Source organism: Microbulbifer maximicatervae (SeqCode) (assembly GCF_052466985.1).
The window spans coordinates 4,173,895-4,193,676 of the sequence record NZ_CP174298.1 but is presented as its reverse complement, the minus strand read 5'-3'; the positions used below and the strand labels follow the sequence as shown (position 1 = coordinate 4,193,676).

General features: G+C 49.4%; 16 protein-coding genes. 11 read left to right on the top strand and 5 right to left on the bottom strand.

The window, feature by feature from the left end; all coding sequences use genetic code 11:
- Nucleotides 1-55 precede the first annotated feature (55 nt).
- Entirely contained in the window at nt 56-607 is a 552-nt protein-coding gene (locus tag ACJJI3_RS18580; protein ID WP_413663628.1) for a hypothetical protein, read from the top strand.
- Between the two features lie 81 nt (nt 608-688).
- Here the strand turns inward: ACJJI3_RS18580 and ACJJI3_RS18575 are convergent, their stop codons facing one another.
- Both ACJJI3_RS18575 and ACJJI3_RS18570 read right to left on the bottom strand, forming a co-directional pair.
- Entirely contained in the window at nt 689-2,869 is a 2,181-nt protein-coding gene (locus ACJJI3_RS18575; protein ID WP_444940528.1) for an MltF family protein, read from the bottom strand.
- A gap of 227 nt (nt 2,870-3,096) precedes the next feature.
- Nucleotides 3,097-4,599: a hypothetical protein gene (locus tag ACJJI3_RS18570; protein WP_444940527.1), complete on the bottom strand. Its 1,503-nt coding sequence runs from the start codon at nt 4,597-4,599 to the stop codon at nt 3,097-3,099.
- 326 nt (nt 4,600-4,925) lie between these two features.
- Here ACJJI3_RS18570 and ACJJI3_RS18565 point away from each other — a divergent pair, with 326 nt between their 5' ends.
- Both ACJJI3_RS18565 and ACJJI3_RS18560 read left to right on the top strand, forming a co-directional pair.
- Nucleotides 4,926-6,476 carry a CocE/NonD family hydrolase gene (locus tag ACJJI3_RS18565; RefSeq protein ID WP_444940526.1) on the top strand — a complete coding sequence of 517 codons (1,551 nt, stop codon included), beginning with the start codon at nt 4,926-4,928 and terminating at the stop codon, nt 6,474-6,476.
- A 129-nt stretch (nt 6,477-6,605) separates the two neighbouring features.
- The gene (locus ACJJI3_RS18560) at nt 6,606-9,344 is read left to right on the top strand and encodes a M1 family metallopeptidase (RefSeq protein WP_444940525.1); all 2,739 of its coding nucleotides are present in this window, start codon (nt 6,606-6,608) and stop codon (nt 9,342-9,344) included.
- 97 nt (nt 9,345-9,441) lie between these two features.
- Here the strand turns inward: ACJJI3_RS18560 and ACJJI3_RS18555 are convergent, their stop codons facing one another.
- From ACJJI3_RS18555 to ACJJI3_RS18545, 3 genes are all read right to left on the bottom strand, one after another.
- Nucleotides 9,442-10,026, bottom strand: a complete 585-nt coding sequence (locus ACJJI3_RS18555) for an HdeD family acid-resistance protein (RefSeq protein ID WP_444940524.1) — start codon at nt 10,024-10,026, stop codon at nt 9,442-9,444.
- A gap of 395 nt (nt 10,027-10,421) precedes the next feature.
- Complete coding sequence (gene aptA / locus ACJJI3_RS18550) at nt 10,422-11,735, bottom strand: omega-aminotransferase AptA (RefSeq protein ID WP_444940523.1); 1,314 nt, start codon at nt 11,733-11,735, stop codon at nt 10,422-10,424.
- Between the two features lie 126 nt (nt 11,736-11,861).
- Nucleotides 11,862-13,307 (bottom strand): NAD-dependent succinate-semialdehyde dehydrogenase, encoded by a 1,446-nt coding sequence (locus ACJJI3_RS18545; RefSeq protein ID WP_444940522.1) that lies wholly within the window; start codon nt 13,305-13,307, stop codon nt 11,862-11,864.
- A gap of 160 nt (nt 13,308-13,467) precedes the next feature.
- Between ACJJI3_RS18545 and ACJJI3_RS18540 the strand changes: the two genes are divergently transcribed.
- From ACJJI3_RS18540 to ACJJI3_RS18505, 8 genes are all read left to right on the top strand, one after another.
- Nucleotides 13,468-14,394 carry a LysR family transcriptional regulator gene (locus ACJJI3_RS18540; RefSeq protein ID WP_282930902.1) on the top strand — a complete coding sequence of 309 codons (927 nt, stop codon included), beginning with the start codon at nt 13,468-13,470 and terminating at the stop codon, nt 14,392-14,394.
- A 231-nt stretch (nt 14,395-14,625) separates the two neighbouring features.
- Complete coding sequence (locus ACJJI3_RS18535) at nt 14,626-15,003, top strand: PH domain-containing protein (protein WP_282930901.1); 378 nt, start codon at nt 14,626-14,628, stop codon at nt 15,001-15,003.
- Between the two features lie 88 nt (nt 15,004-15,091).
- The gene (locus ACJJI3_RS18530; protein WP_108734816.1) at nt 15,092-15,322 is read left to right on the top strand and encodes a hexameric tyrosine-coordinated heme protein; all 231 of its coding nucleotides are present in this window, start codon (nt 15,092-15,094) and stop codon (nt 15,320-15,322) included.
- Between the two features lie 292 nt (nt 15,323-15,614).
- On the top strand, nt 15,615-16,139 hold the full coding sequence (locus ACJJI3_RS18525; protein ID WP_444940521.1) for a nuclear transport factor 2 family protein: 525 nt from the start codon (nt 15,615-15,617) through the stop codon (nt 16,137-16,139).
- Between the two features lie 214 nt (nt 16,140-16,353).
- Entirely contained in the window at nt 16,354-16,815 is a 462-nt protein-coding gene (locus ACJJI3_RS18520; RefSeq protein WP_444911708.1) for a YccF domain-containing protein, read from the top strand.
- A 260-nt stretch (nt 16,816-17,075) separates the two neighbouring features.
- A complete protein-coding gene (locus tag ACJJI3_RS18515; RefSeq protein WP_444940520.1) occupies nt 17,076-17,903 on the top strand; it encodes a DUF5694 domain-containing protein in 828 nt (275 codons plus the stop codon).
- Between the two features lie 100 nt (nt 17,904-18,003).
- Nucleotides 18,004-18,933, top strand: a complete 930-nt coding sequence (locus tag ACJJI3_RS18510; RefSeq protein ID WP_444940519.1) for an alpha/beta hydrolase — start codon at nt 18,004-18,006, stop codon at nt 18,931-18,933.
- Nucleotides 18,934-19,146: 213 nt separating this feature from the next.
- Nucleotides 19,147-19,743 carry a lipase family alpha/beta hydrolase gene (locus tag ACJJI3_RS18505; RefSeq protein WP_444911710.1) on the top strand — a complete coding sequence of 199 codons (597 nt, stop codon included), beginning with the start codon at nt 19,147-19,149 and terminating at the stop codon, nt 19,741-19,743.
- The last annotated feature ends 39 nt before the right edge of the window (nt 19,744-19,782 follow it).

Here is a 19,782-nt window from a genome sequence, read left to right as displayed (position 1 = left end):
TATTCGACGAACAATATCGCACACGATTAAAAAACATACAAAAGAAGAGGTTTCAATGAAGCTAATTAAGCTATTCTCTGTAGTTTTCTCAACCCTTTATATGATCGGCTGTGGCTATGTAACTACCAACTATGGAGCCACTCCAGAAAATGTAAATGCTATCAAGGCAGCTGGTGAGAACAGAGTTTCTGTTGATAAATTTTCATCTGTTTCAGGCAAAGAGCGCTCTTCTATTGGCTGCCGAGCTGCAGGACCCATTAAAAATCAAAATGACCAAACATTCGAGTCTTATATCCATAATGCATTTATCAATGAGCTAAAGATGGCTGAGGCTTATGATGAAAGCTCGGAAGTTTCTATTCGAGGTGAAATCTCTGAATTGGATTTTAACTCCAACATAGGTGCTGGAAAATGGAAGCTTTCAGCTACTATTTCCTCTTCGTCTCATAATGGATATCAGGTAGAGTCGATATATCCTTTTTCAACAAACTGGGTTGCAGATAAAGCTTGTCAACAAGTAGCACAAGCCTTCCAGCCCGCAGTATCTGACCTTATAAACAAAATCGTTACACACCCAGAATTTTCCTCTTTAATGAATAATAATTAGTATTAATCCCTCTAAGATCGGCAGGCAAACACGGCATAGTATTTGCCTGCTTTCTTCGTTCTTTATAGTCCACATCAATAATCAAATGCCACTACCACTCTGCCGAGTAGATAAGTATCCAATATATCTATCCCGTATCTCACGCACATAATTAACTGGCTCCCTGCCGCGCACATAACCAAAACGGCTATCGCGATAGTATTCAGGCTGGGACAACAGCAACATGGCCTCTTCAACATGGCCAAACCACTGGTTAGGGTCCCACTTCAGTCGTCGGGCTAACGTCCTGGCGTCCCTGACATGGCCGTGACCCGCATTATATGCAGCCAGGGTAAAATAGATCTTCTGCTCTAGGGGTATATTTTCAGGAAAACGTTTATCCAACCACCCCAGATAAGATACACCTGCGCGGATCCCGTTTTCAGGATCATACAAATTTTTAACTCCCATCTGTCGTGCAGTCCGAGGTAATACCTGCATCAAGCCCTGAGCACCTGCAAAGGAGCGCGCTTGGGGGTTAAATTGACTCTCCTGGTACATCTGCGCAACCACCATACGCCAATCCCGATCGGTAGCCTCAGTATATTTCTTTACTATGGGATCAAAGGGCGATAGCTCATCAGTGCTGCGCAGGCGCTGCCCTTGATGTCGGAGGATACGCTTTTGCTCCTTGAAATATTTATTGTAAGTAACGTTAAAGAACAGGTCCCGATTGTGCTTGTTCAGAAAATTATTCAGTTGTTCCAATAATACCGGCTGGCCAGTTCGAACGGCCCAGGCGATATCTCGCTCCCCTGGCAACTCCCCCACTACAGTAAAGTCATCCCGGTAAGTGCTCTCAATGGCGGCCAAGTGTGAGTCAACTACGGTATAGGGAAAAATACCCCTGGCTACTGCATCAATAAGAAACTCACTGGTAGCACTTTTTAGACGATGGATCTGTAGCGGCACCATATCTTGCCCGTGCTGCTTTTCCATTATTTTGACCAGACTCTCGTGATAGCTCGTGGTGGGATTAACCACTACTGTTTGCCCAGAAAGCAGGTTCTCGGGAAGGGGTAGCTCTTTATCAGGCACCTTTGATTTTGCGGCCACTACCTGTTCCGTAACTGTCATATAAGGCTTGGAAAATGCCAATCCCTGCTGGCGGCGGGCCTCGGTAACAGTAAGGGATGCAGCAATCACGTCCCCCATTCCATCATTCAATGCCTCGACCAAATCCTGATCTTTATCGGGCACAACCATGCTCAGGCGTAATTTATGGTCACGGGCAAACTTCCTTAGCAGATCGTAATCAAACCCCATCAACTCACCGCGCCAGATAAAGTAGGAAGCGGGGTGATTGCGAGTAAGCACCCTTAAAGTTCCGCTCTCCTTTATTGCCTGCCAATCTCTCAGTGGCTGCTCTCGGTTCTGACTGGCCAATACCAATTCTGCGGTTAAGAACTCATTCAACTCACGTCTCAAAGCGATAGCACCTTTGCGTACAGCCCAGGCTATAGGCCTGCGGGAATCGAGTTCTGTGGTGGCTGTGAGTTGAGGGTAATCAGTTAGAAGTACATCGGCCAAATTACTATCAATAATTGTTGCGGGGTATTCACCCGCTGCTACAGCCGCGATAAGCTCGCTGGTTGCAACCGGCTTATCGAGGTAAGTGATCCTGTAATTTTCCCTATCGACTTGCTGCTCCAGGGTTTCAGCAAATGCACTGCCCCGCCGCAGCACGACTTGCAAGGGCACAGCCTCTTCCACCTCGAACTCTTTATGAGTAATTAGCAACTCATCAACATATTGTAATGGGCGGGTAAAACCCAGTGATAATTTGCGTTCTTCGGTGCGGGAAAAATTGGTGGCGATTAGATCCCCACGTCCATCAATAACCGCCGGAATTAAATCGGAAAAGTTATCTACGTAAACCCACTGAGGCTTTAATCCCCGGCTACGAGCAAAATTTTCCGCAAGTTTTCGCCACTCTATTGCAGGTAGTCCTTCTCGTGGTAAGGCGCTCTCCTGGGGGCCCCTTGGAGCCAACAGGCGCAATACACCTCGCTCTAACAGGGCTGGCAAATCTCCCTGCTCTACATAATTTTCAAACTGCGGCTTTGCGGGCTGTTTATTCTGCGGCGTTGGTATCGGTTGTTGGGGAGATCCCGTTAAAACCTTTGAGTTTTCTACAACAGGATCTCTATTACTCTCGCATGCGGCAAGCAGCAATATTAAGACAAATAGCGGAAATATAACGAAAAACCATTTTCTGCTCACAGTGCACCCTTTCTTATTCTATGAGAAGCATTACCCTTAACGCGCACGCTATGCTTCACAATATGGAATTGCCGCTGTTACAGAAATCGTACCAGTTTGCTGGGAAATTATCCCCTAAAAAAAAGCCCGGCAAAGTCAATTGCCGGGCAAATATACGTTGGCGAATGTCGGATGTCTCTTACACAGAGTGACAAGCCTTTTTTATTCAGTGAGCGCTCTTATGGTTGCTATGATGACTTGGGTTTGCCCTTCAGCTCTGCCAACCTCATTTTTATTTCTTTGTTCTGCTCCTCGTCTGGGAGCTCGAACATCAGCGGCTTCGCCACTCGGGCAAAATACTCCGCATCTTTCTTTTGGTAGAGCTCTTCTGCCAGCCACTGGGCAATATGCAGCTCACGGGGGGCACGCTTGTAAGCCTGCTCCAGCTTTTCCAGATATTCCTCTCGGGGGTAATCCAGCATCTCCATAGCCATCGCCAGGCCAAACCAGTGAGATGCATTTTTCGGTTCTTCCTTCACCAGAAAGTCGAACTCTTCCCGCGCCATTTTCAGGCTGCGAAGGTCCCGCTTACTACCGGGCGCCACCGCCTGCTGATTAACCGTTAACCAGGCATGGGCACTCAAGTACCAGAGCTGGCCTCGATCCTTAGTGGGGACACTGGCCAAAAGGTGGCTAGCCTGGGGGAAATTACCCAATCGCAGATCGGCACTCGCTTTAATCGCAGCCAGCTCAGTACTGTAAATACCCGTGCTGTAGGCATACTCAATCAACTCATCCAAGGCCAGCAGGTTGTAACCGGACTGGGCGATAAATCCAGCCAGGATACTCACCGACTCTCTTTTACTGAGGCGTTTAATCGTAGGGCTGGCCTCTTTAAAGTCCGCGGGGATAGCGCCACTAAAATGTTCAAAGCTATCCGCCTTATAAGTGGCTACATAGGCCTTTTCGATTTCTTTCACCGACATCCCAAGCGCTTCTTCCAGGGCAAGTACTGGGTCGGCACCATCGTTATAGGCTTTGACGAAATTATCGAAATTATCCTGCTTGCCGCTTTTCATCATCAACCAGTGAGACAGAATCCAACCTCCGGCATAGACATCTGCCTTTTCGTCCGCATCGGTGTTGTACACCGTCGCGCGCAACAGGTCTTCCAACGGCATAAGCCCGGTATACATCAGGGTCATGGCCCGTTCGCTGGGAATGGAGCCAATTTCGTAGGTGCCTTTTTCAGGGAATGACATGGTTGCCATAAATTCAGCAAACCCTTCGCTATACCAATAGGGGTAGTGGGTAGTGTTGCCGTTATAGCTCAGAAAATGGGTGTATTCGTGGAACAGGAATTCGCGCGCTTTGAGCTGCCTCTCAACGCTGCGACCATCCAGGTTTACCAGGGCATAGTTACCCTCCGCAGAGGTATCGAACAAACCGTTGGTCATATCCGCCAGCTCAACACCCACCAGGTTTGCATAGGTGTCCCGGTCTGCGGCCGCATAAATAGTTAATCGTTCACTTTTTGGATCTGCATCGAGTAGCTCCAGGGCCACTGCGCGATAGCGCTCCAGGTCTGCTACCAGACTTTTGACTGCGTTGGGATCACCATCGGTAATCACGCGAAAATTATCACTGTCGACTTCATACCAGGTCACCTCCCCCAAACCACGCGGCGCGGCGTAGGCTGAAGCGATAAATCCGAAACAAAGTACTAATAGAACAACTGAACGAGAAACCATAGTTCGGGCCACCGAGTCATTGTTGCTGAAGCCCTCCCTAGCTGATTAGCGAAGACGACACAGTACCGGTTTTCACTGATCAAAAAAAGATCAATTTGATCACAAAACGGCTTTTCGCCTGTTTTTGTGTGACCGGGAAGACACAAAATAGATAGCTGTTCACAAACAGTTTTCTGCAGCAGATTGCGACATGAAGCGAGACAAACGTCTCAAATTTAGCCCTGTTTACGTACAAAACTAGGATGAACTCCTATAGTACGGGGTCGACCAAGGAGGGAATCCTGGTCAAAAAAATAATAATGATTTCATCAGATGAGAGAAAACTAATGAATACCAAGCCACTACTGGCGCTGCTTGGCGGCGCCCTAATGTCTGCTCATGCCTGGTCGGCACCGGAATATATCGCCGACGTGGATATTACTTCTTTTGACGGTACGGTCCTGGATGCGAACTTATTTATCCCGGAGACGCCTGCTCCAGCAGACGGTTACCCCACCGTTATTTTTACCAACAGCTGGGGGCTGGAGAAGCACCAGTACCACTTCCAGGCCAAAGAGCTGGCAGAAAACGGCTACCTGGTGCTCAGCTACTCCACCCGGGGATTTGGGCACTCAGGAGGACTTGTTGACGTCGCAGGGGATAACAGCCTTAACGATGTGGGAGTCCTGATCGACTGGCTGGAAACCAATTACCCGGTGGGCAAGCTGGGTATGGCCGGAATTTCCTACGGCGGTGGAATTTCACTATTGAGTGCTGCCAAGCACCCTCGCGTCGATGCAGTAGCTGCGCTATCCGGTTGGGCAGATGTAGTAGAAGCTTTGTACCCCAATGAAACCGTCAACCTGGTATGGGGCACGCTGCTTGTTACTACGGCCTTCCAGAAAGAGGCCGAACTCGAGCAGGTATGGAGCAACCTGCGCGACGGCGAAAATATGGAACAGGTAATTAATTTCGGTGCTGAGCGCTCCGCAATGAGTTACGTGGACGAAATCAATCAAAACGGCACAGCGGTATTGCTCTCAAACAATTTCGCCGACTACCTGTTTAAGCCGAATAGCATGACCGATTTCTATTCCCTGCTCGAAGGGCCCAAGAAACTCATGCTAAACCCCGGCACCCACGCGATTACCGAAACTCTTACCGGTAACAACGGCCATATCTGGTCCACCAGTTTCCGCTGGTTCGACCACTACCTAAAGGGCGAAGACAACGGGATCGACACCGAACCCAAGGTGGATATGACTGTGCGCATCAGCAATGAGCTGGAGCAATTCGAGGACTACCCGGTAACGGACGAAAGCACCACCTGGTACCTGCAGCCACGCTTTACCATGTTTAACAATGCAAAAATGGAGAGCGACAAGTACGACGGTTGGAGCTGGAGTAACGAATTCCACGGCGGCTCAGATACCTTTGCAGGCACCGGTATCCCGCTGGTTTCCGATGCACTGGAAGGCTTCGGTATCCCCGTTTACGCGCCCATGATCGCTATCAATGGCTACTACGCCATCGAGTACAAATCACCGATTCAGTGGGAAACCCTGAAGATTCGCGGCGAACCCAAACTCGAAATGTGGGTGGAACCCAGCAAAAAAGAAGTGCAACTCAACGTGCACCTCTACGATGTGGGTCCGCTGGGATTAGGGCGCCTGATAACTCACGCCCCCATTACCCTGCATTCAGACAAATCTGGGCAAAAACAAAAGTTCGAAGTGGACTTTTTCACCACCAGCTACGATGTCCCGGTTGGCCACCGTGTAGTATTAGCCATCGATACTCAGGGTTATATCTACCAGAAGCCGGAAAATACCAATTACACCATCACAGTGCCCTACAGCAGCAGCAAGGTCTCTAGCCTGACCGTACCGCACCTGTAGGTCTCCCCACAGAAACCCGGCATCCACTGCCGGGTTTCCTCCCACCTTCCCCTCAGCCCAACTATTTACATCGCGTAATTTTTCTCCAAAGCGGTACAATCAGCCTTTTGGCTGAGTGCTCCCCCTACCATGAAAAAGAACATCCCGCTCGCCCTGCTAACTGCGGCCCTGCTCTCAGTAGCAGGTTGTAACCCCGCAGAAAAAGCATCGGAACCAGCAAAAACCAATACTGCCCAGGAAGTCGAGGCTAAAGGCCTCGATTTTGATAAGGCTCCCGAAGGGCGCCTGCCCGAGGGCACTACCCCCTTGGATTACCAGCTGGAACTGGTGCTGGACCCGCGCAAAGACTCCTTCACCGGCAAGGTGGATATCGATATCCAGCTGGCGGAAGGTGCCCGACATATTTGGCTGCATGGCAAAAACCTGGATGTGCGCGAAGTCTATGCACAGCTCGATGACGGCCGCCAGATTCCGGCCGAATACCGGGAAGTACTGGACAGTGGTGTTGCCGCAGTAGAGTTTGCGGAGAAGATCGATGCGGGCACTTTCAAACTGCATATCGACTACAGTGCTGCATTTGATCGCAACCTGGCCGGGCTTTTTAAGGTCGAGGAACAGGGCGATGCCTATGCCCTGGCAAAATCCGAATCGATCCAGGCCCGCAAATATTTACCCGGTTTCGACGAGCCAGGCCTGAAAGCGCCCTTTACCGTCAGCCTGACAATACCCGAAGGCTACGCAGCGATTAGCAATGGGCCCGAGCTGAAGCGCGAAGCGGCAGGTGACGGCATGGAGAAAGTCACTTTCGCCACCACACCACCGATGTCAACCTATTTGCTGTCCCTGTCAGTGGGCCCCTTTGACCAAGTTGAGCGCCCAGCCATACCGCCGAGCAAGTACCGCAAAGACCCCATACCCCTGCGCGGCTTCGCCCGTAAAGGTCGCGGTGAGGATATGAACTACATCCTCGATATCACCCCCAAAATGGTGGAGACCTTCGAGACCCAGCTGCAACGCCCCTACCCATTCAAGAAGCTGGACATTATTGCCGCCCCCCAGTGGCCCAGTGGCGCTACTGAGTTGTCTGCGGCAATTACTTATCGCGAACAGCGTATTCTGGTGGGCGACAACCCCGCTCCCGGCACCCGCCTGGCTCTCGTAGAAGTTCATGCGCACGAAATTGCCCATATGTGGTTTGGCAATCAGGTCACCCCTCCCTGGTGGGACGACCTATGGCTGAAAGAAGGTTTCGCTACCTGGGGGGAGGCGCTGGCCCTCACCATTATGGAACCTGAAGAGGGGCACGACCTCAACGCAGCGACTTATGCGATCGGCGCCATGCAGCTGGACTCTCTGGCCAGCACCCGCGCCATTCGTGAGCCCATCGCGGACAACAACAATATTCGCAACGCCTACGATTCGATCACTTACTCGAAGAGCCTGGGCGTTATCCACATGGTGGACACCTATTTCGGAGCGGAAAACTTCCGCCCGGCACTGGGGCGCTACCTGGAAACCTTCTCCGACAGCGTGGCCGACTCACCACCCTTCTACAAAGTGATCGGCCAGGAAACCAACACCCCGGAGCTGACCGAGACTTTCCGCAGTTTTGTCGAGCAAAAAGGGGTTCCACAACTGGATATCTCCATGGACTGCAATAGCGACGGCAAGGCCTCGCTAGTGGTTCAGCAGAGCCGTTACAAGCCACTCGGCTCCCCTATCGCCGACGCCAGCGATAAATGGAGCATCCCCTTCTGCTTCAGCACCGATAGCGGCGTGCAGCAGTGCCAGATCCTGACCGAGCCAAGGGAGACCCTGGAGATTACCGGCGGTGCCTGCCCAAATTGGGTAATGCCCAATGCCCAGGGCAGCGGCTACTACCGCTGGAATCTTCCCAAGGCGCAGTGGCAGGCACTGATTAAACAATTTGCCCAGTTCTCTGCCACTGAGCAGCTGTCCATTATTGACAGCGCCTTCTCAGCTTTCGAGGCCGGCAATCTCACCGCAGTACCACTCCTCGAAGTAGTGCGCAAATCCGCAGTGGCGGACAAGCGCCAGGTGATCACCATGCCACTGCGCTACCTGCAGAAGTACCGGGATAACTACCTGGGTGAATCCCAGCGCTCTGCATTCCTGAACTTTGCCCAGAACTTGTATCTGCCGATACTAAATCGCAGCGCCAATAGCAGTGATAGCGACCAGCAGATGCTGCACAGCGACCTGCTAACCTTTATGGCGCAAGTTGCAGAAGATCCTGACTCACGCAAGCAGTTACAGGAAATGGCAACCGCCTTTACCGGCTTTAAACAGGAACGGGATGCGAAGGCGTTAAGCTCTGACCTATACCAGGCAGCCCTGAGTGTGGCAGTACAGGATGCGGGGGAGGATTTCCTCGCACACCTGATCAAAGTCCGCGCCGAGCTGGATGATCCCCGCTTTGAAAATGCCAGTGCCAATGCCATCGGTACCAGCAACAATCCCAAGCAAGTGGAAACCATTCAAGCATTAGCGCTCAGCGATGAAATGGGGCCGAGAGAATCATTTGGCCTGATCCATTACGCCCTGGCCCAGCCCAGGGTTCAGGAACAGCACTGGGAGTGGCTGCAACAGAACTTTGACAAGGTAGTAGATAAGATTCCGGCCCAGATCCGCCGCCGCACCCCATCACTTGCCGCTGCCTTCTGCGATAAACAGCACCTGGGCGAACTGCAACAACTCTTTGCCCAGCAAGGTGATTTAGCCCCCGGATACCAGCGCAGCCTCGCCCAAGCCGAGGAGCGAATCCAGCTGTGTATGGCACTGGAGAAAAAAGGCAAAGCGTTAATGGGGGCATTGCCGAAGGCAGTCAATCTCGCCGCTAAACAATAAATAAAATAAAAGCTGTTATTTAAATAGCGGTTCAAAAAGGCCGGTATTACTTGGTAATACCGGCCTTTTTATTACTGAGCGTATTTGAGTTAAACGGTTATGAAGAAGCGGATTTATTATGCTTGCGCAGTCGGAAAGATAACCAGATCAATGGCAGTCCCAAAATAATCGCATAGGCACCGATTACCCAGAGCAACGCCAGAGCACCAGCCCCGGGGCTGACTAAAATCGCAACTCCGAAAATCACCGAGAGAACACCAATAGCGATCAGCAGCCACTCGTTATCAATTTCCTTGCGCAGGCGAATAGCACCGACAATTTCAAAGATACCCCGTACCAGGGCCCAGGCACCGATAAAAACGACCAACACTAAAGCGGTAACCTGCGGGAAAATAAAAGTCACAATTCCCGCAGCCAAACTGATCAGCCCCGAAACAATCAACCACCACAGTGGAGTAGACTTATGCCGCCCCATCACCGCCGCAACCAGGGAAAAAATACCATCCAGGAAAGCGTAAACCCCAAAAAGCAACACCAGGGTCAACAGGGACAATCCCGGCCAGACAAAAGTCAGCACGCCAAAAATCACCGCGACAATACCGCGCAGCAGGAGTAGCCACCAGTTTGCAGACAACACCTGCAAAATAGGTCCGGTCGCCAGGGGAGGAGTGTCAGCGGACATAGAAAAGTCCCCAGGTTGAGTAACTTTCCATATTGAAGAATCCCTTACCATCAGGGAATTGAATTTTTCCCCGGCGGTTTTTAAAGGCAGCCTACGAGCGCGGCCAGGCAGTCGACTCTGCAAAGACTGTGACCGCGCCGCAGACCACTATTTTCAGTGTAGCTCTAAACGACAATAGGGAAGTTACGCAAACTGCCCTGCGGGTCATGAAAGGAGAGGAAGGGAGAAAACTAATAAGGCAAGACTGCACTCGGGACCGTATGAGGCATGGATGCCGATTATGAGTTTACAGGGATGTATACACGGAGCGTCTCGAGAGAAGTGTATTCTTTCCTTCTGACACAAGAGTAATTTGGAGAGAACGGCAGCCCGAACGGGCTGCCGCAGTAGCATAATCAGGCCAGAGCGCCGATCACACCACGCAGTTTATCCACAACGGCATCGATCTCATGCTTCTCGATAATCAGCGGTGGGGACATACACAGGGCATCGCCAATACCACGAGCCATCACTCCAGCTTCCCAGGCCATACCAGAGACTTTGGCTCCGTATTTCCCTTTCAGGTCCTGCGGCGCACGCAACTCAATAGCGCCCACTAAACCGTAATTGCGCACATCGATAACATTGTCGAGGTCAGCCAGGCTGTGTAAGGCATTTTCCCAGTGCTGGCCAATTTCACCGGCAGCGCGGGTCAACAGGCCTTCGCGCTCGTAAATATCCAGAGTCGCCATACCCGCAGCACAGGCAACCGGATGTGCTGAGTAGGTATAACCGTGGAAGAATTCCACCGCACCATCGGGAGCCGCATTCATCACGGTTTTATAAATTTCGTCGCTGACAAATACCGCACTCAGGGGCACTGTGGCATTGGTAATCCCCTTCGCAGAGGTGATCATATCCGGGGTTACGCCGAACTCGGTGGAGGCAAATGCAGAACCGGTACGGCCCCAGCCAGAGATGACCTCATCAAAAATCAGCAGTAGGTCGTGCTTATCACAAATTTCCCGCAGGCGTTGCAGGTAGCCTTTGGGAGGCAGTACCACACCGCCGGCACCGGCAAACGGCTCAACAATCACAGCGGCAATCTGGTCGGCACCATGGAAAGCTACCAGTCTCTCCAGGTCTTCAGCCAACTCAATACCGTGTTCCGGCAGGCCACGACTGAATGCATTGCGCTCAATGTCCAGGGTGTGACGCATATGGTTGGCTTTCACCGGCTGGCCAAAACCCTGGTAGTTGGGAGGTATACCGCCCACAGAAATACCGCCGAAGTTTACTCCGTGATAACCCTTCTCACGGCCGATAAACATAGTGCGAGAGCCCTTGCCGCGTACACGCTGGTATTGCAGGGCAATTTTCAGGGCGCTCTCAACTGCCTCGGAACCGGAATTACCGAAGAACACATGGTCCAGGCCATCGGGAGTGTGCTTTACCAGACGCTCGGAATACTCAAAACCCAACTCGTGACCAAAATTAAAAATAGAGCTGTAGTCGAGTGTTTTTGCCTGCTGGTAAATTGCCTCTGCAATTTCAGAACGGCAGTGACCCGCATTGCTGCACCACAAACCCGCAGTCGCATCAATAACCTGGCGACCGCCTTTCTCCGTGAGATAAATCCCCTCGGCGTGCTCTACAATTCTCGGTGCAGACTTAAAGGTGCGGTTGGGGGTAAACGGCATCCAGAAAGCATCGGTTTGCATCTCAGACATAGTATTAATCTCCGCAAGTTCCCTGAAGTTTCAAACTCTTAAGTAGGGGAGCCACAGGCTCCCGAAAATCTGTTCGGGCGCTTGTCACCTAGGACAAGCGCAGGCCAGTTGTGTTCAGACCGGGGCTCAGGCCCCGAAACAGCAATATTTGGTCTCGTAAAATTCGGCCATACCCTCGACGCCGCCCTCGCGGCCAATGCCGGACTCTTTAACACCACCGAAAGGTGCCACAGTGGTGGAGAACACTCCGGTGTTACAGGCAATCATGCCGTAGTCGAGCGCCTCTACCACACGATTGGCACGGCGAATGTTTTCACTCATCACGTACGCCGCCAAGCCGTAAGGCGTTTCATTGGCACGGCGAACCACATCTTCCTCATCGGAAAACTTCTGTACCGCCGCCAGAGGGCCAAAAATTTCCTCCTGAGCGATACGCATGGTATCGGTAACTCCAGTGAGGATGGTTGGCGCAAAAAAGTTATCGCCATTGGCCAGCTGCTCACCGCCAATTTCAATTTTTGCGCCGGCCTCAACCGCGTCCTGTACCAGCCCCTGAACCCGGTCCACAGCCCTGCGGAAGATCATCGGGCCCATATTGACCCCTTCCTCGGTAGCGTGACCGATCTTCAGGGCGGCAACCTGCTCGCGCAGTTTTTCCACAAACTCATCGTGCACGGATTCGTGCACGTAAATACGGTTGGTGGCCACGCACACCTGGCCCGCATTGCGGAATTTGGTCGCCATACAGGCGCTGACTGCGGTATCCATATCCGCATCGTCAAATACGATAAACGGCGCGTTGCCGCCGAGCTCCATGGACATTTTTTTCACGGTGCTGGCGCACTGGGACATCAACAGCTTGCCCACAGCAGTGGAGCCGGTGAAGGTGAATTTGGCCACACGGGGATCTTGGGTCAGAACCTTGCCAATTCCCGGAGCATCACTGCCGGTAACTACATTGATAGTCCCCTTGGGCAGGCCCGCTTCTTCCGCTAACTGGCACAGTGCCAGCGCAGATAGTGGCGTCTCCAGGGCCGGTTTGATCACCACAGTACAGCCCGCCGCCAGTGCCGGACCCGCCTTGCGGGTGATCATGGCATTGGGGAAGTTCCAGGGGGTAATACAGGACACCACACCCACCGGCTGGCGGATGGTATTCAGGCGCATGGCCGGATTGTGAGTCGGGATCGTCTGGCCATAGGCCCGGCGACACTCTTCCGCGAACCACTCAATAAAGGAAGCCCCGTAGATAATCTCACCTTTCGCTTCCGCTACCGGCTTGCCCTGCTCCAGGCTAAGGATCATTGCCAGGTCATCGCTGTTATCCACGATCAGCTGGTACCAGCGCTTGAGAACCGCAGCTCTCTCACCGGCTGTACGGCGGCTCCAAGCGGGGAAGGCTTCACTGGCCGCCGCCACCGCCGCCTCGGCATCCTCTGCGGTACCGTCGGCCACACGGCCCAGCAACTCACCATTTGCCGGGTCACATACATCTACAGTAGCGGCAGCGTCACGCCATTCGCCCGCTATATAGTTCTGAAATTTCAACAGGTCCGAATTTGCAAGTTTCACAGGAAAATTCCTAGTAAATAGATGTTATTAGTAGTATGCGGCGATTCTGGCCGCAGCTGACTGAGGAGAATAGTAGTATTTTTCCAACTAAAGTTTATATTTATCAAACTTTAATCGAATCCGCAGCCCGCAGCGCCGAAAACAACCTGGAAGTGCAGCCATGAGCAAAACCAAAAACGCCCTGGGAGGCCGCCTCAGCGATATGGATTTGCGCCTGCTGCGCGTCTTCCGCGAGGTTGTGCACGCCGGAGGCATCACCCCTGCCGAAGTCACCCTGAATATCAGCCGCTCCACGATCAGTGTGCATATCTCCGACCTGGAGACACGGCTGGGTATGCAGTTGTGCTTGCGCTCTCGAGGCAGGGCCGACTTCAAACTGACCCCGGAGGGGGAGGCCTTGTATCGGGCTATTTTGGAACTCGATGGGCACCTGGATACCTTCAAAAGCCAGGTCAATGCAATCCAATCCCAACTCACCGGTACCCTGCGCCTGGTAATGCCCGACGATGTATTGGAAATACCGCAACTGAACTTGCCCGGAACTATCACCCAACTGCGTGAGAAGGCCCCGCAACTCCACCTGGAAGTACAACTGGCCGCCCCTCAGGAGCTCGAGTTGGAAATCCTCGCAGGCCGCGCCGATATCGGTATCAACCCCCTGCACTCACGCCGACCGGGGCTGGAGTACCAACCCCTGTTTTATCACCAATCGATTCTCTATTGCAGTAACAGCCACCCCTGTGCCCAGGTGTCAGCTATTGATGAGGAGCTACTCACCCAGCAGGAGTTAGCTGCGCCCAGTCATACTGTTCTCTCTGGTGCGGCGCACCTGTATCGATTGTTTCCCAAGCGATCCACAGCCAACCATATGGCGGCCAGGTTGGCGATGATACTTTCTGGGTGCTTTGTGGGTTTCCTACCGGAATACCTGGCCCGCAGATATGTCGGGGAAGGAACCCTGCTCCCCCTGCTACCGGAGAAGTTTCACTACCAAATACAAAATGCTGTCACCTTCAAAAAAAGTGCAACAACTCATCCCGCTGTGCAGCTTTTTTTGGAAGCCTTGCAAATCAATAGACAGATATAGCCACTGCTGTTTATCCCTAGTGATACTGAAATAATCGAGTCAAGAATCCAGTGAATAGAGAGATAAGCATTTCAAAAATTACCAATTACTTATGATCGATCCTCTATTGTGGAAGTTGTCATAATAATTAAATAAATTTAAACATAAAAATACAACCAAAAAGTAAATCATCTGTAACTTAATACGCCACAGTGGTAATCTCCTCCTCCAATAGAATTACAGGGATAACCCGTGATAGATTTTAAAAACTCACCAGTATTTAAACTCAAGCCTATAGATATCTCTGAATCCAGAGATGACTTTAATAAGTTCCTGATCGAGGGGGAGTTTATTTTTGCAGGTTTTAAAACTATTCGCGATCAGGTAGTTTTCACCAACAAACGCATTATTGCCGCCAATGTTCAGGGTATCACGGGCTCAAAAGTAGACTACACCTCTTTGCCTTTCAGCAAGATCCAGGCATTCTCTGTTGAGACCGCTGGCACTTTTGATCTGGACTGTGAAATAGAAGTTTATTTAAGCGAGATCGGTAAGGTAAGGTTCGAAATAAGAGGTTCTTTCGATCTTATTCAGTTCAACAAATATATCAGCCAATACATATTGGACTGAATTCAACCCTTAGTAAATACACAAAATAACTGGGGCTCAGCAGCTCCCACAACTTTATCAATCAACCCGATAGTAGAGAGGGATGTCCATGTCGCAAATCTGGTTAGAAAGCCTAATTACTGAAAATGCACAACAAGGCTTTGAACTTGCAATGAAACTATCCAGGATGGGAGTAAAATATACCCAGCCTTCAGATGAAGTACGGGGTAAGCTGAGGTCCGCCTATGAGGAAAATGCAGATAGCCTGATCGCCTCCTCTCAGGTTGTTGCCATTAACTTCCAAACCGTTGCAGCAGCCAATAATTACTGGCGCGGCTAAAGGATTAAGAATGCGTTATCATTGTAGAACGGGTAACGCATTCTAGATCTGCAAACATTCAAACAACTTCCCTTCATCTCCTCCTCAATAATTTATGGTCTTTTAGTACTACAAACTCTCTGATTCTGTACTAAAAATTAGCCATCACTATAGGTAGCTGCAAGATCGTCATATTCACTGTTGACGCTCTCGACCTTATTGATATTTATAAACATTGCGATACTGCCTTTGGCACAAGATAGATTAACTCAACGATTAGTAATATTGAGCCTCAAATGGGAAGGTGAATGAGATGGAATACAATGACGATGAAAAGTACTTAATTCAACTTTGGGAAACCCATACCGAGGCCGAATTCGATCTAAAAGATGCCGACGCCGCAATTGCTACCATGACAGAAAATCCCGTATTAATTCATGTACCGGTTAATACCGGCGCAACGGGAAAAGAACCCTTACGAAAATTTTATAGGGATATATTTATTCCTCAAATGCCAGCGGATATAAATTTACAGCTTCTTTCCCGCACCGTGGGCAAAGACAGCTTAGTGGATGAGTTTATCCTTCACTTTACCCATTCTATTCGTATGGATTGGTTCGCACCTGGTATCGAAGCAACAGGGAAGAAGCTATCAGTCCCCCATGTGGGAATTATTAGCTTCTCCAATAGAAAAATCAGCTCTGAGCATATTTACTGGGACCAAGCGACTGTCTTGGATCAATTGGGTATATTGCAGTCAGGTCAACCAGTAACAGGAAGTAGTCAATGTCATCGCTTGCTGAATAGTAATGCTCCGGCAAATGAGCTGATACCGTAAATTTTATACCCAATGGGTAAAATCCAAGCCAACGCCCAGGCTGACCAGCTGGTCATGTATAGACCGAGGAAAGTATCCATAACTGAATCTAAAACGTGAGGACTTGCGTCTAACTACTGTAATTTAAATAAATGATATAGCGATTAGGATTTGCGGTAACATCAGTAGATTACCGTTTTCACTAATAAATTTTACCGAATTGGTAGGGGTAGTTATGCGAACACTTGGAAATTTCCTCTGGTTTATCCTTGGCGGTGTCTTTATGGGACTCTGCTGGTGGTTTTGCTCGCTGATTGCCTTTATCAGTATTATTGGTATTCCCTGGGGAAGAGCCTGCTTTGTAATCGGCAAATTTTCCTTTTTCCCTTTCGGCAAGGAGGCAATTTCCCGAGAAGAACTCACCCTGCGCGGTGATATTGGGACAAGCGGCTTTGGTTTAGTCGGAAATATTATCTGGTTCCTATTGGCTGGTATCTGGCTTGCTATTGGCCACCTTCTGCATGCTATTGCCTGTTTTATTACCATTATTGGTATACCTTTTGGTTTGCAGCACCTTAAGCTTGCGGCAATTTCACTCTCTCCGATAGGAAAGACTATTGTCAGCAAGGAAGTAGCCCATTCAGCTAAAATGCGTAATGCAGATGTTGAAGTGACCAGATTAAGAAGTGGTACTTAAGTAAACATACATTAACAATGATACCGTACCAACTTGGGGCTATTACTAAAATAGCCCTGAGTTCTCAAGTCCCAGCGCAATAAATTAATAAAAAATTTTTCAGATCAGAAAAATCACTTTATTTATCTTGTTATAAGCAGGCATTACCAATTTAAAGCATTCAATTTTAAGCTGTTTTATCGCTGTCAAATTCAAACTTATTCATTTCGTGTAGTACTTAGCCAAACTATAGAAGCTAAATAATAAAATAAGGATATTAAATGAAAAACCTAACAAGACAAATCACTGGCTCAATTATGCTTTATTTGGGACTTGTTGGTCTAAGTGCCTATGCAGAGCCAGTAGAAAGTACAGAACCCGCACAAGTTATGCTTTTTGGTAGCTTTCACTTTAGCCACTTCAGCAAACCCAGTAAAGATGTGGTGAAAACACAAGTTATTGATATTTATACCGAAGAAAGTCAAAGGTATTTGGAGGACCTATCCTCACGGATTGCCGCCGACTCGCCAACACATGTTCTTCTGGAATGCCACACCAATGACGAAAGTAAAATGAATCAGCGCTTTGCCAAATATGTCAAGGGTGAGCACAAGCTAAATAGAGGAGAAAGCGAACAGCTGGGATTCAGAGTAGCCAAGAAGGCCGGCCTGCCTAAAGTCATCTGCTATGATGCTAGCCAAGATCTCCCCTATGGCGAACTTTTATCCTATCTAGAAAGTAATTCGCCCGAGCGAAAAAAAATAACTGATGAATTTTTGAAGGCTTGGGGCATTCGATTTAATGAGATGCATGCCTCACTGTCATTGGAGGAAATTCTGGACAAGCACAATGACCCCGCTGAGGATAAAATGAACGTGGGTTCCTATATAATGCTCAATGACGTTGGTCAAGGTGATAACTTTATAGGGGCCGATCTATCCTCCAAATGGTGGTCCAGAAACTTCCGTATGTATGCCAATATCCAAGCCGTCGCCCAACCGGGTACCAAAGTTTTCGTTCTAGGTGGACAGGGGCATAGCTCTATAATGAGACCGATGCTCGAATTGGATGATAAACGTGAAACCTGGGATGTCCGCAGTTATTTCTAAAGAAGGCTCAACACCAAAGTCAGCCCCTTAGGGGGAGGAGCCCTGCCACTGGTTTTATAGATAGAGTAGAACTTTATCTACACCCCAAAGGCAGGGCGCTATGGATATCTATAAGACCTTATTATTCGGTATTCTTTTCAGTCTAATACCACCGTGTACAGCTGAAGAACCCCCTAAAGAAGTACAAGTATCGGCAGGAAAGCTTGAAACACTGCCCTCCCTGACACTGGAAGGACTTGCTGAGCGCCCAATTCATGTATGGCTGCCTGATCAATATCCTACACAGAAACCCTATGCCGTCCTTTATATGCACGATGGACAGATGCTGTTCGACAGTAAAACCACCTGGAATGGTCAGGAGTGGGGCATGGATGAAGTCGCCTCTCGGTTAATAGCAGAAAAGAAGGTACGTCCCTTCATAGTTGTCGCTATCGATAACATTGAGACACTTCGCCACGGTGACTACTTCCCCCAGAAAGCTCGGAGTTTTTTACCTAAAGAGGCTTCACAGGTCCAACATCCATTTAACCAAGCCGAATTGCGTGGAGATCTTTACTTACAATTTTTGGTGACCAAGGTGAAACCCTATATTGATAGTCATTACGCTGTGAGTGGTGATCCCAGCGACACCTTTATTGCCGGCGCGAGTATGGGGGGATTGATATCACTCTATGCGGTCACAGAGTACCCCGAAGTGTTCTCTACGGCTGCAGCTATATCCACCCATTGGCCAGGGATTAACCCCGACGACAAACTACCGATAGCTGAGGCTATTCGCGACTATCTAGAGGCAAATTTACCTAAGCCTGGAAGTCACCGATTTTATTTTGACCATGGTACAGAAACCCTGGATGCTTATTACCCACCTCTGCAACGGACTGTGGATAAAATCATGCGCCAGAAAGGGTATTCCTCTTCAAATTGGCAAACCCAAGTATTTGAGGGTCATGCCCATGATGAGAAATCATGGAATTCTAGACTCGATGAAATATTAATATTTCTATTTGGAAACCCTCAAACAGACGCTTGAATTACTTTTCTATTTCAGATGCCGGCGTCTATATAAATAAAAGACATAGTTGCCGGCATTCCAACTTATCCCTTAAGACTACTTTGCTACTATGTGGCATCCAACAATAGTTCTGCAACTACACTTCTCTATCAATCTCCCAATAGTTTTTGGCAGACAAATAACTATTGCGATTGAAGCTTTTCCTAACGCATCACATCTCCTGCGACAAGAATGAAACGTAAAAGCCGAACTGTTCTTTTAATACCTGGAATTTTTGATCGAGGAACCTCCTTACTTAGAATGCAGCACGAATTAGCTGCCGAAAATTATGACGTACACTATATCCACCTACGCTATAACTCCGGCTGGCATGGTATGGAACACCTTTCGTCCCAGCTTCTCGCAAAATTGGAGCACATCGTAGATAAAGAAACTACCTGTACCCTGGTGGGATTCAGCATGGGAGGGATAATCGCTCGGTATTATTTACAAGCCCTTAATGGTTTGGAGCGGGTGCATAAATTTATATCAATTTCCTCTCCCCACCATGGTAGTTACTGGGCAAACTTTCTTCCTTACAAAGGTGGGAAACAATTGCGGATCGGCAGTGATTTTTTACGCGCGTTGAACTTGGGCATTCAAAAATTGGAGGTTACCGAGCCGGCTTCAATCTGGACACCCTATGACATAACCATTATGCCCCATAGTAGTGCTATCCTGGGCTTGGGAACATCCTACGAAGTTCCAGTGATACTACATCGAATGATGCCGCTAAGTAGCAAGGTAATTTCATTACTAAAACAGGAAATTAAATCAGGATTGGATTAAGAAGCTCACTGACAGAAACTAGCTTTAATTTTATGAGTT

What these genes read in the sequence shown, in the direction of transcription:
- ACJJI3_RS18515 (WP_444940520.1), top strand. Translation starts at nt 17,076, where the DNA reads ATGAAAAACCTAACAAGACAAATCACTGGCTCAATTATGCTTTATTTG.
- ACJJI3_RS18570 (WP_444940527.1), bottom strand. Translation starts at nt 4,599, where the DNA reads ATGGTTTCTCGTTCAGTTGTTCTATTAGTACTTTGTTTCGGATTTATC.
- ACJJI3_RS18540 (WP_282930902.1), top strand. Translation starts at nt 13,468, where the DNA reads ATGAGCAAAACCAAAAACGCCCTGGGAGGCCGCCTCAGCGATATGGAT.
- ACJJI3_RS18520 (WP_444911708.1), top strand. Translation starts at nt 16,354, where the DNA reads ATGCGAACACTTGGAAATTTCCTCTGGTTTATCCTTGGCGGTGTCTTT.
- ACJJI3_RS18560 (WP_444940525.1), top strand. Translation starts at nt 6,606, where the DNA reads ATGAAAAAGAACATCCCGCTCGCCCTGCTAACTGCGGCCCTGCTCTCA.
- ACJJI3_RS18530 (WP_108734816.1), top strand. Translation starts at nt 15,092, where the DNA reads ATGTCGCAAATCTGGTTAGAAAGCCTAATTACTGAAAATGCACAACAA.
- ACJJI3_RS18525 (WP_444940521.1), top strand. Translation starts at nt 15,615, where the DNA reads ATGGAATACAATGACGATGAAAAGTACTTAATTCAACTTTGGGAAACC.
- ACJJI3_RS18510 (WP_444940519.1), top strand. Translation starts at nt 18,004, where the DNA reads ATGGATATCTATAAGACCTTATTATTCGGTATTCTTTTCAGTCTAATA.
- ACJJI3_RS18565 (WP_444940526.1), top strand. Translation starts at nt 4,926, where the DNA reads ATGAATACCAAGCCACTACTGGCGCTGCTTGGCGGCGCCCTAATGTCT.
- ACJJI3_RS18505 (WP_444911710.1), top strand. Translation starts at nt 19,147, where the DNA reads ATGAAACGTAAAAGCCGAACTGTTCTTTTAATACCTGGAATTTTTGAT.
- ACJJI3_RS18580 (WP_413663628.1), top strand. Translation starts at nt 56, where the DNA reads ATGAAGCTAATTAAGCTATTCTCTGTAGTTTTCTCAACCCTTTATATG.
- ACJJI3_RS18555 (WP_444940524.1), bottom strand. Translation starts at nt 10,026, where the DNA reads ATGTCCGCTGACACTCCTCCCCTGGCGACCGGACCTATTTTGCAGGTG.
- aptA (WP_444940523.1), bottom strand. Translation starts at nt 11,735, where the DNA reads ATGTCTGAGATGCAAACCGATGCTTTCTGGATGCCGTTTACCCCCAAC.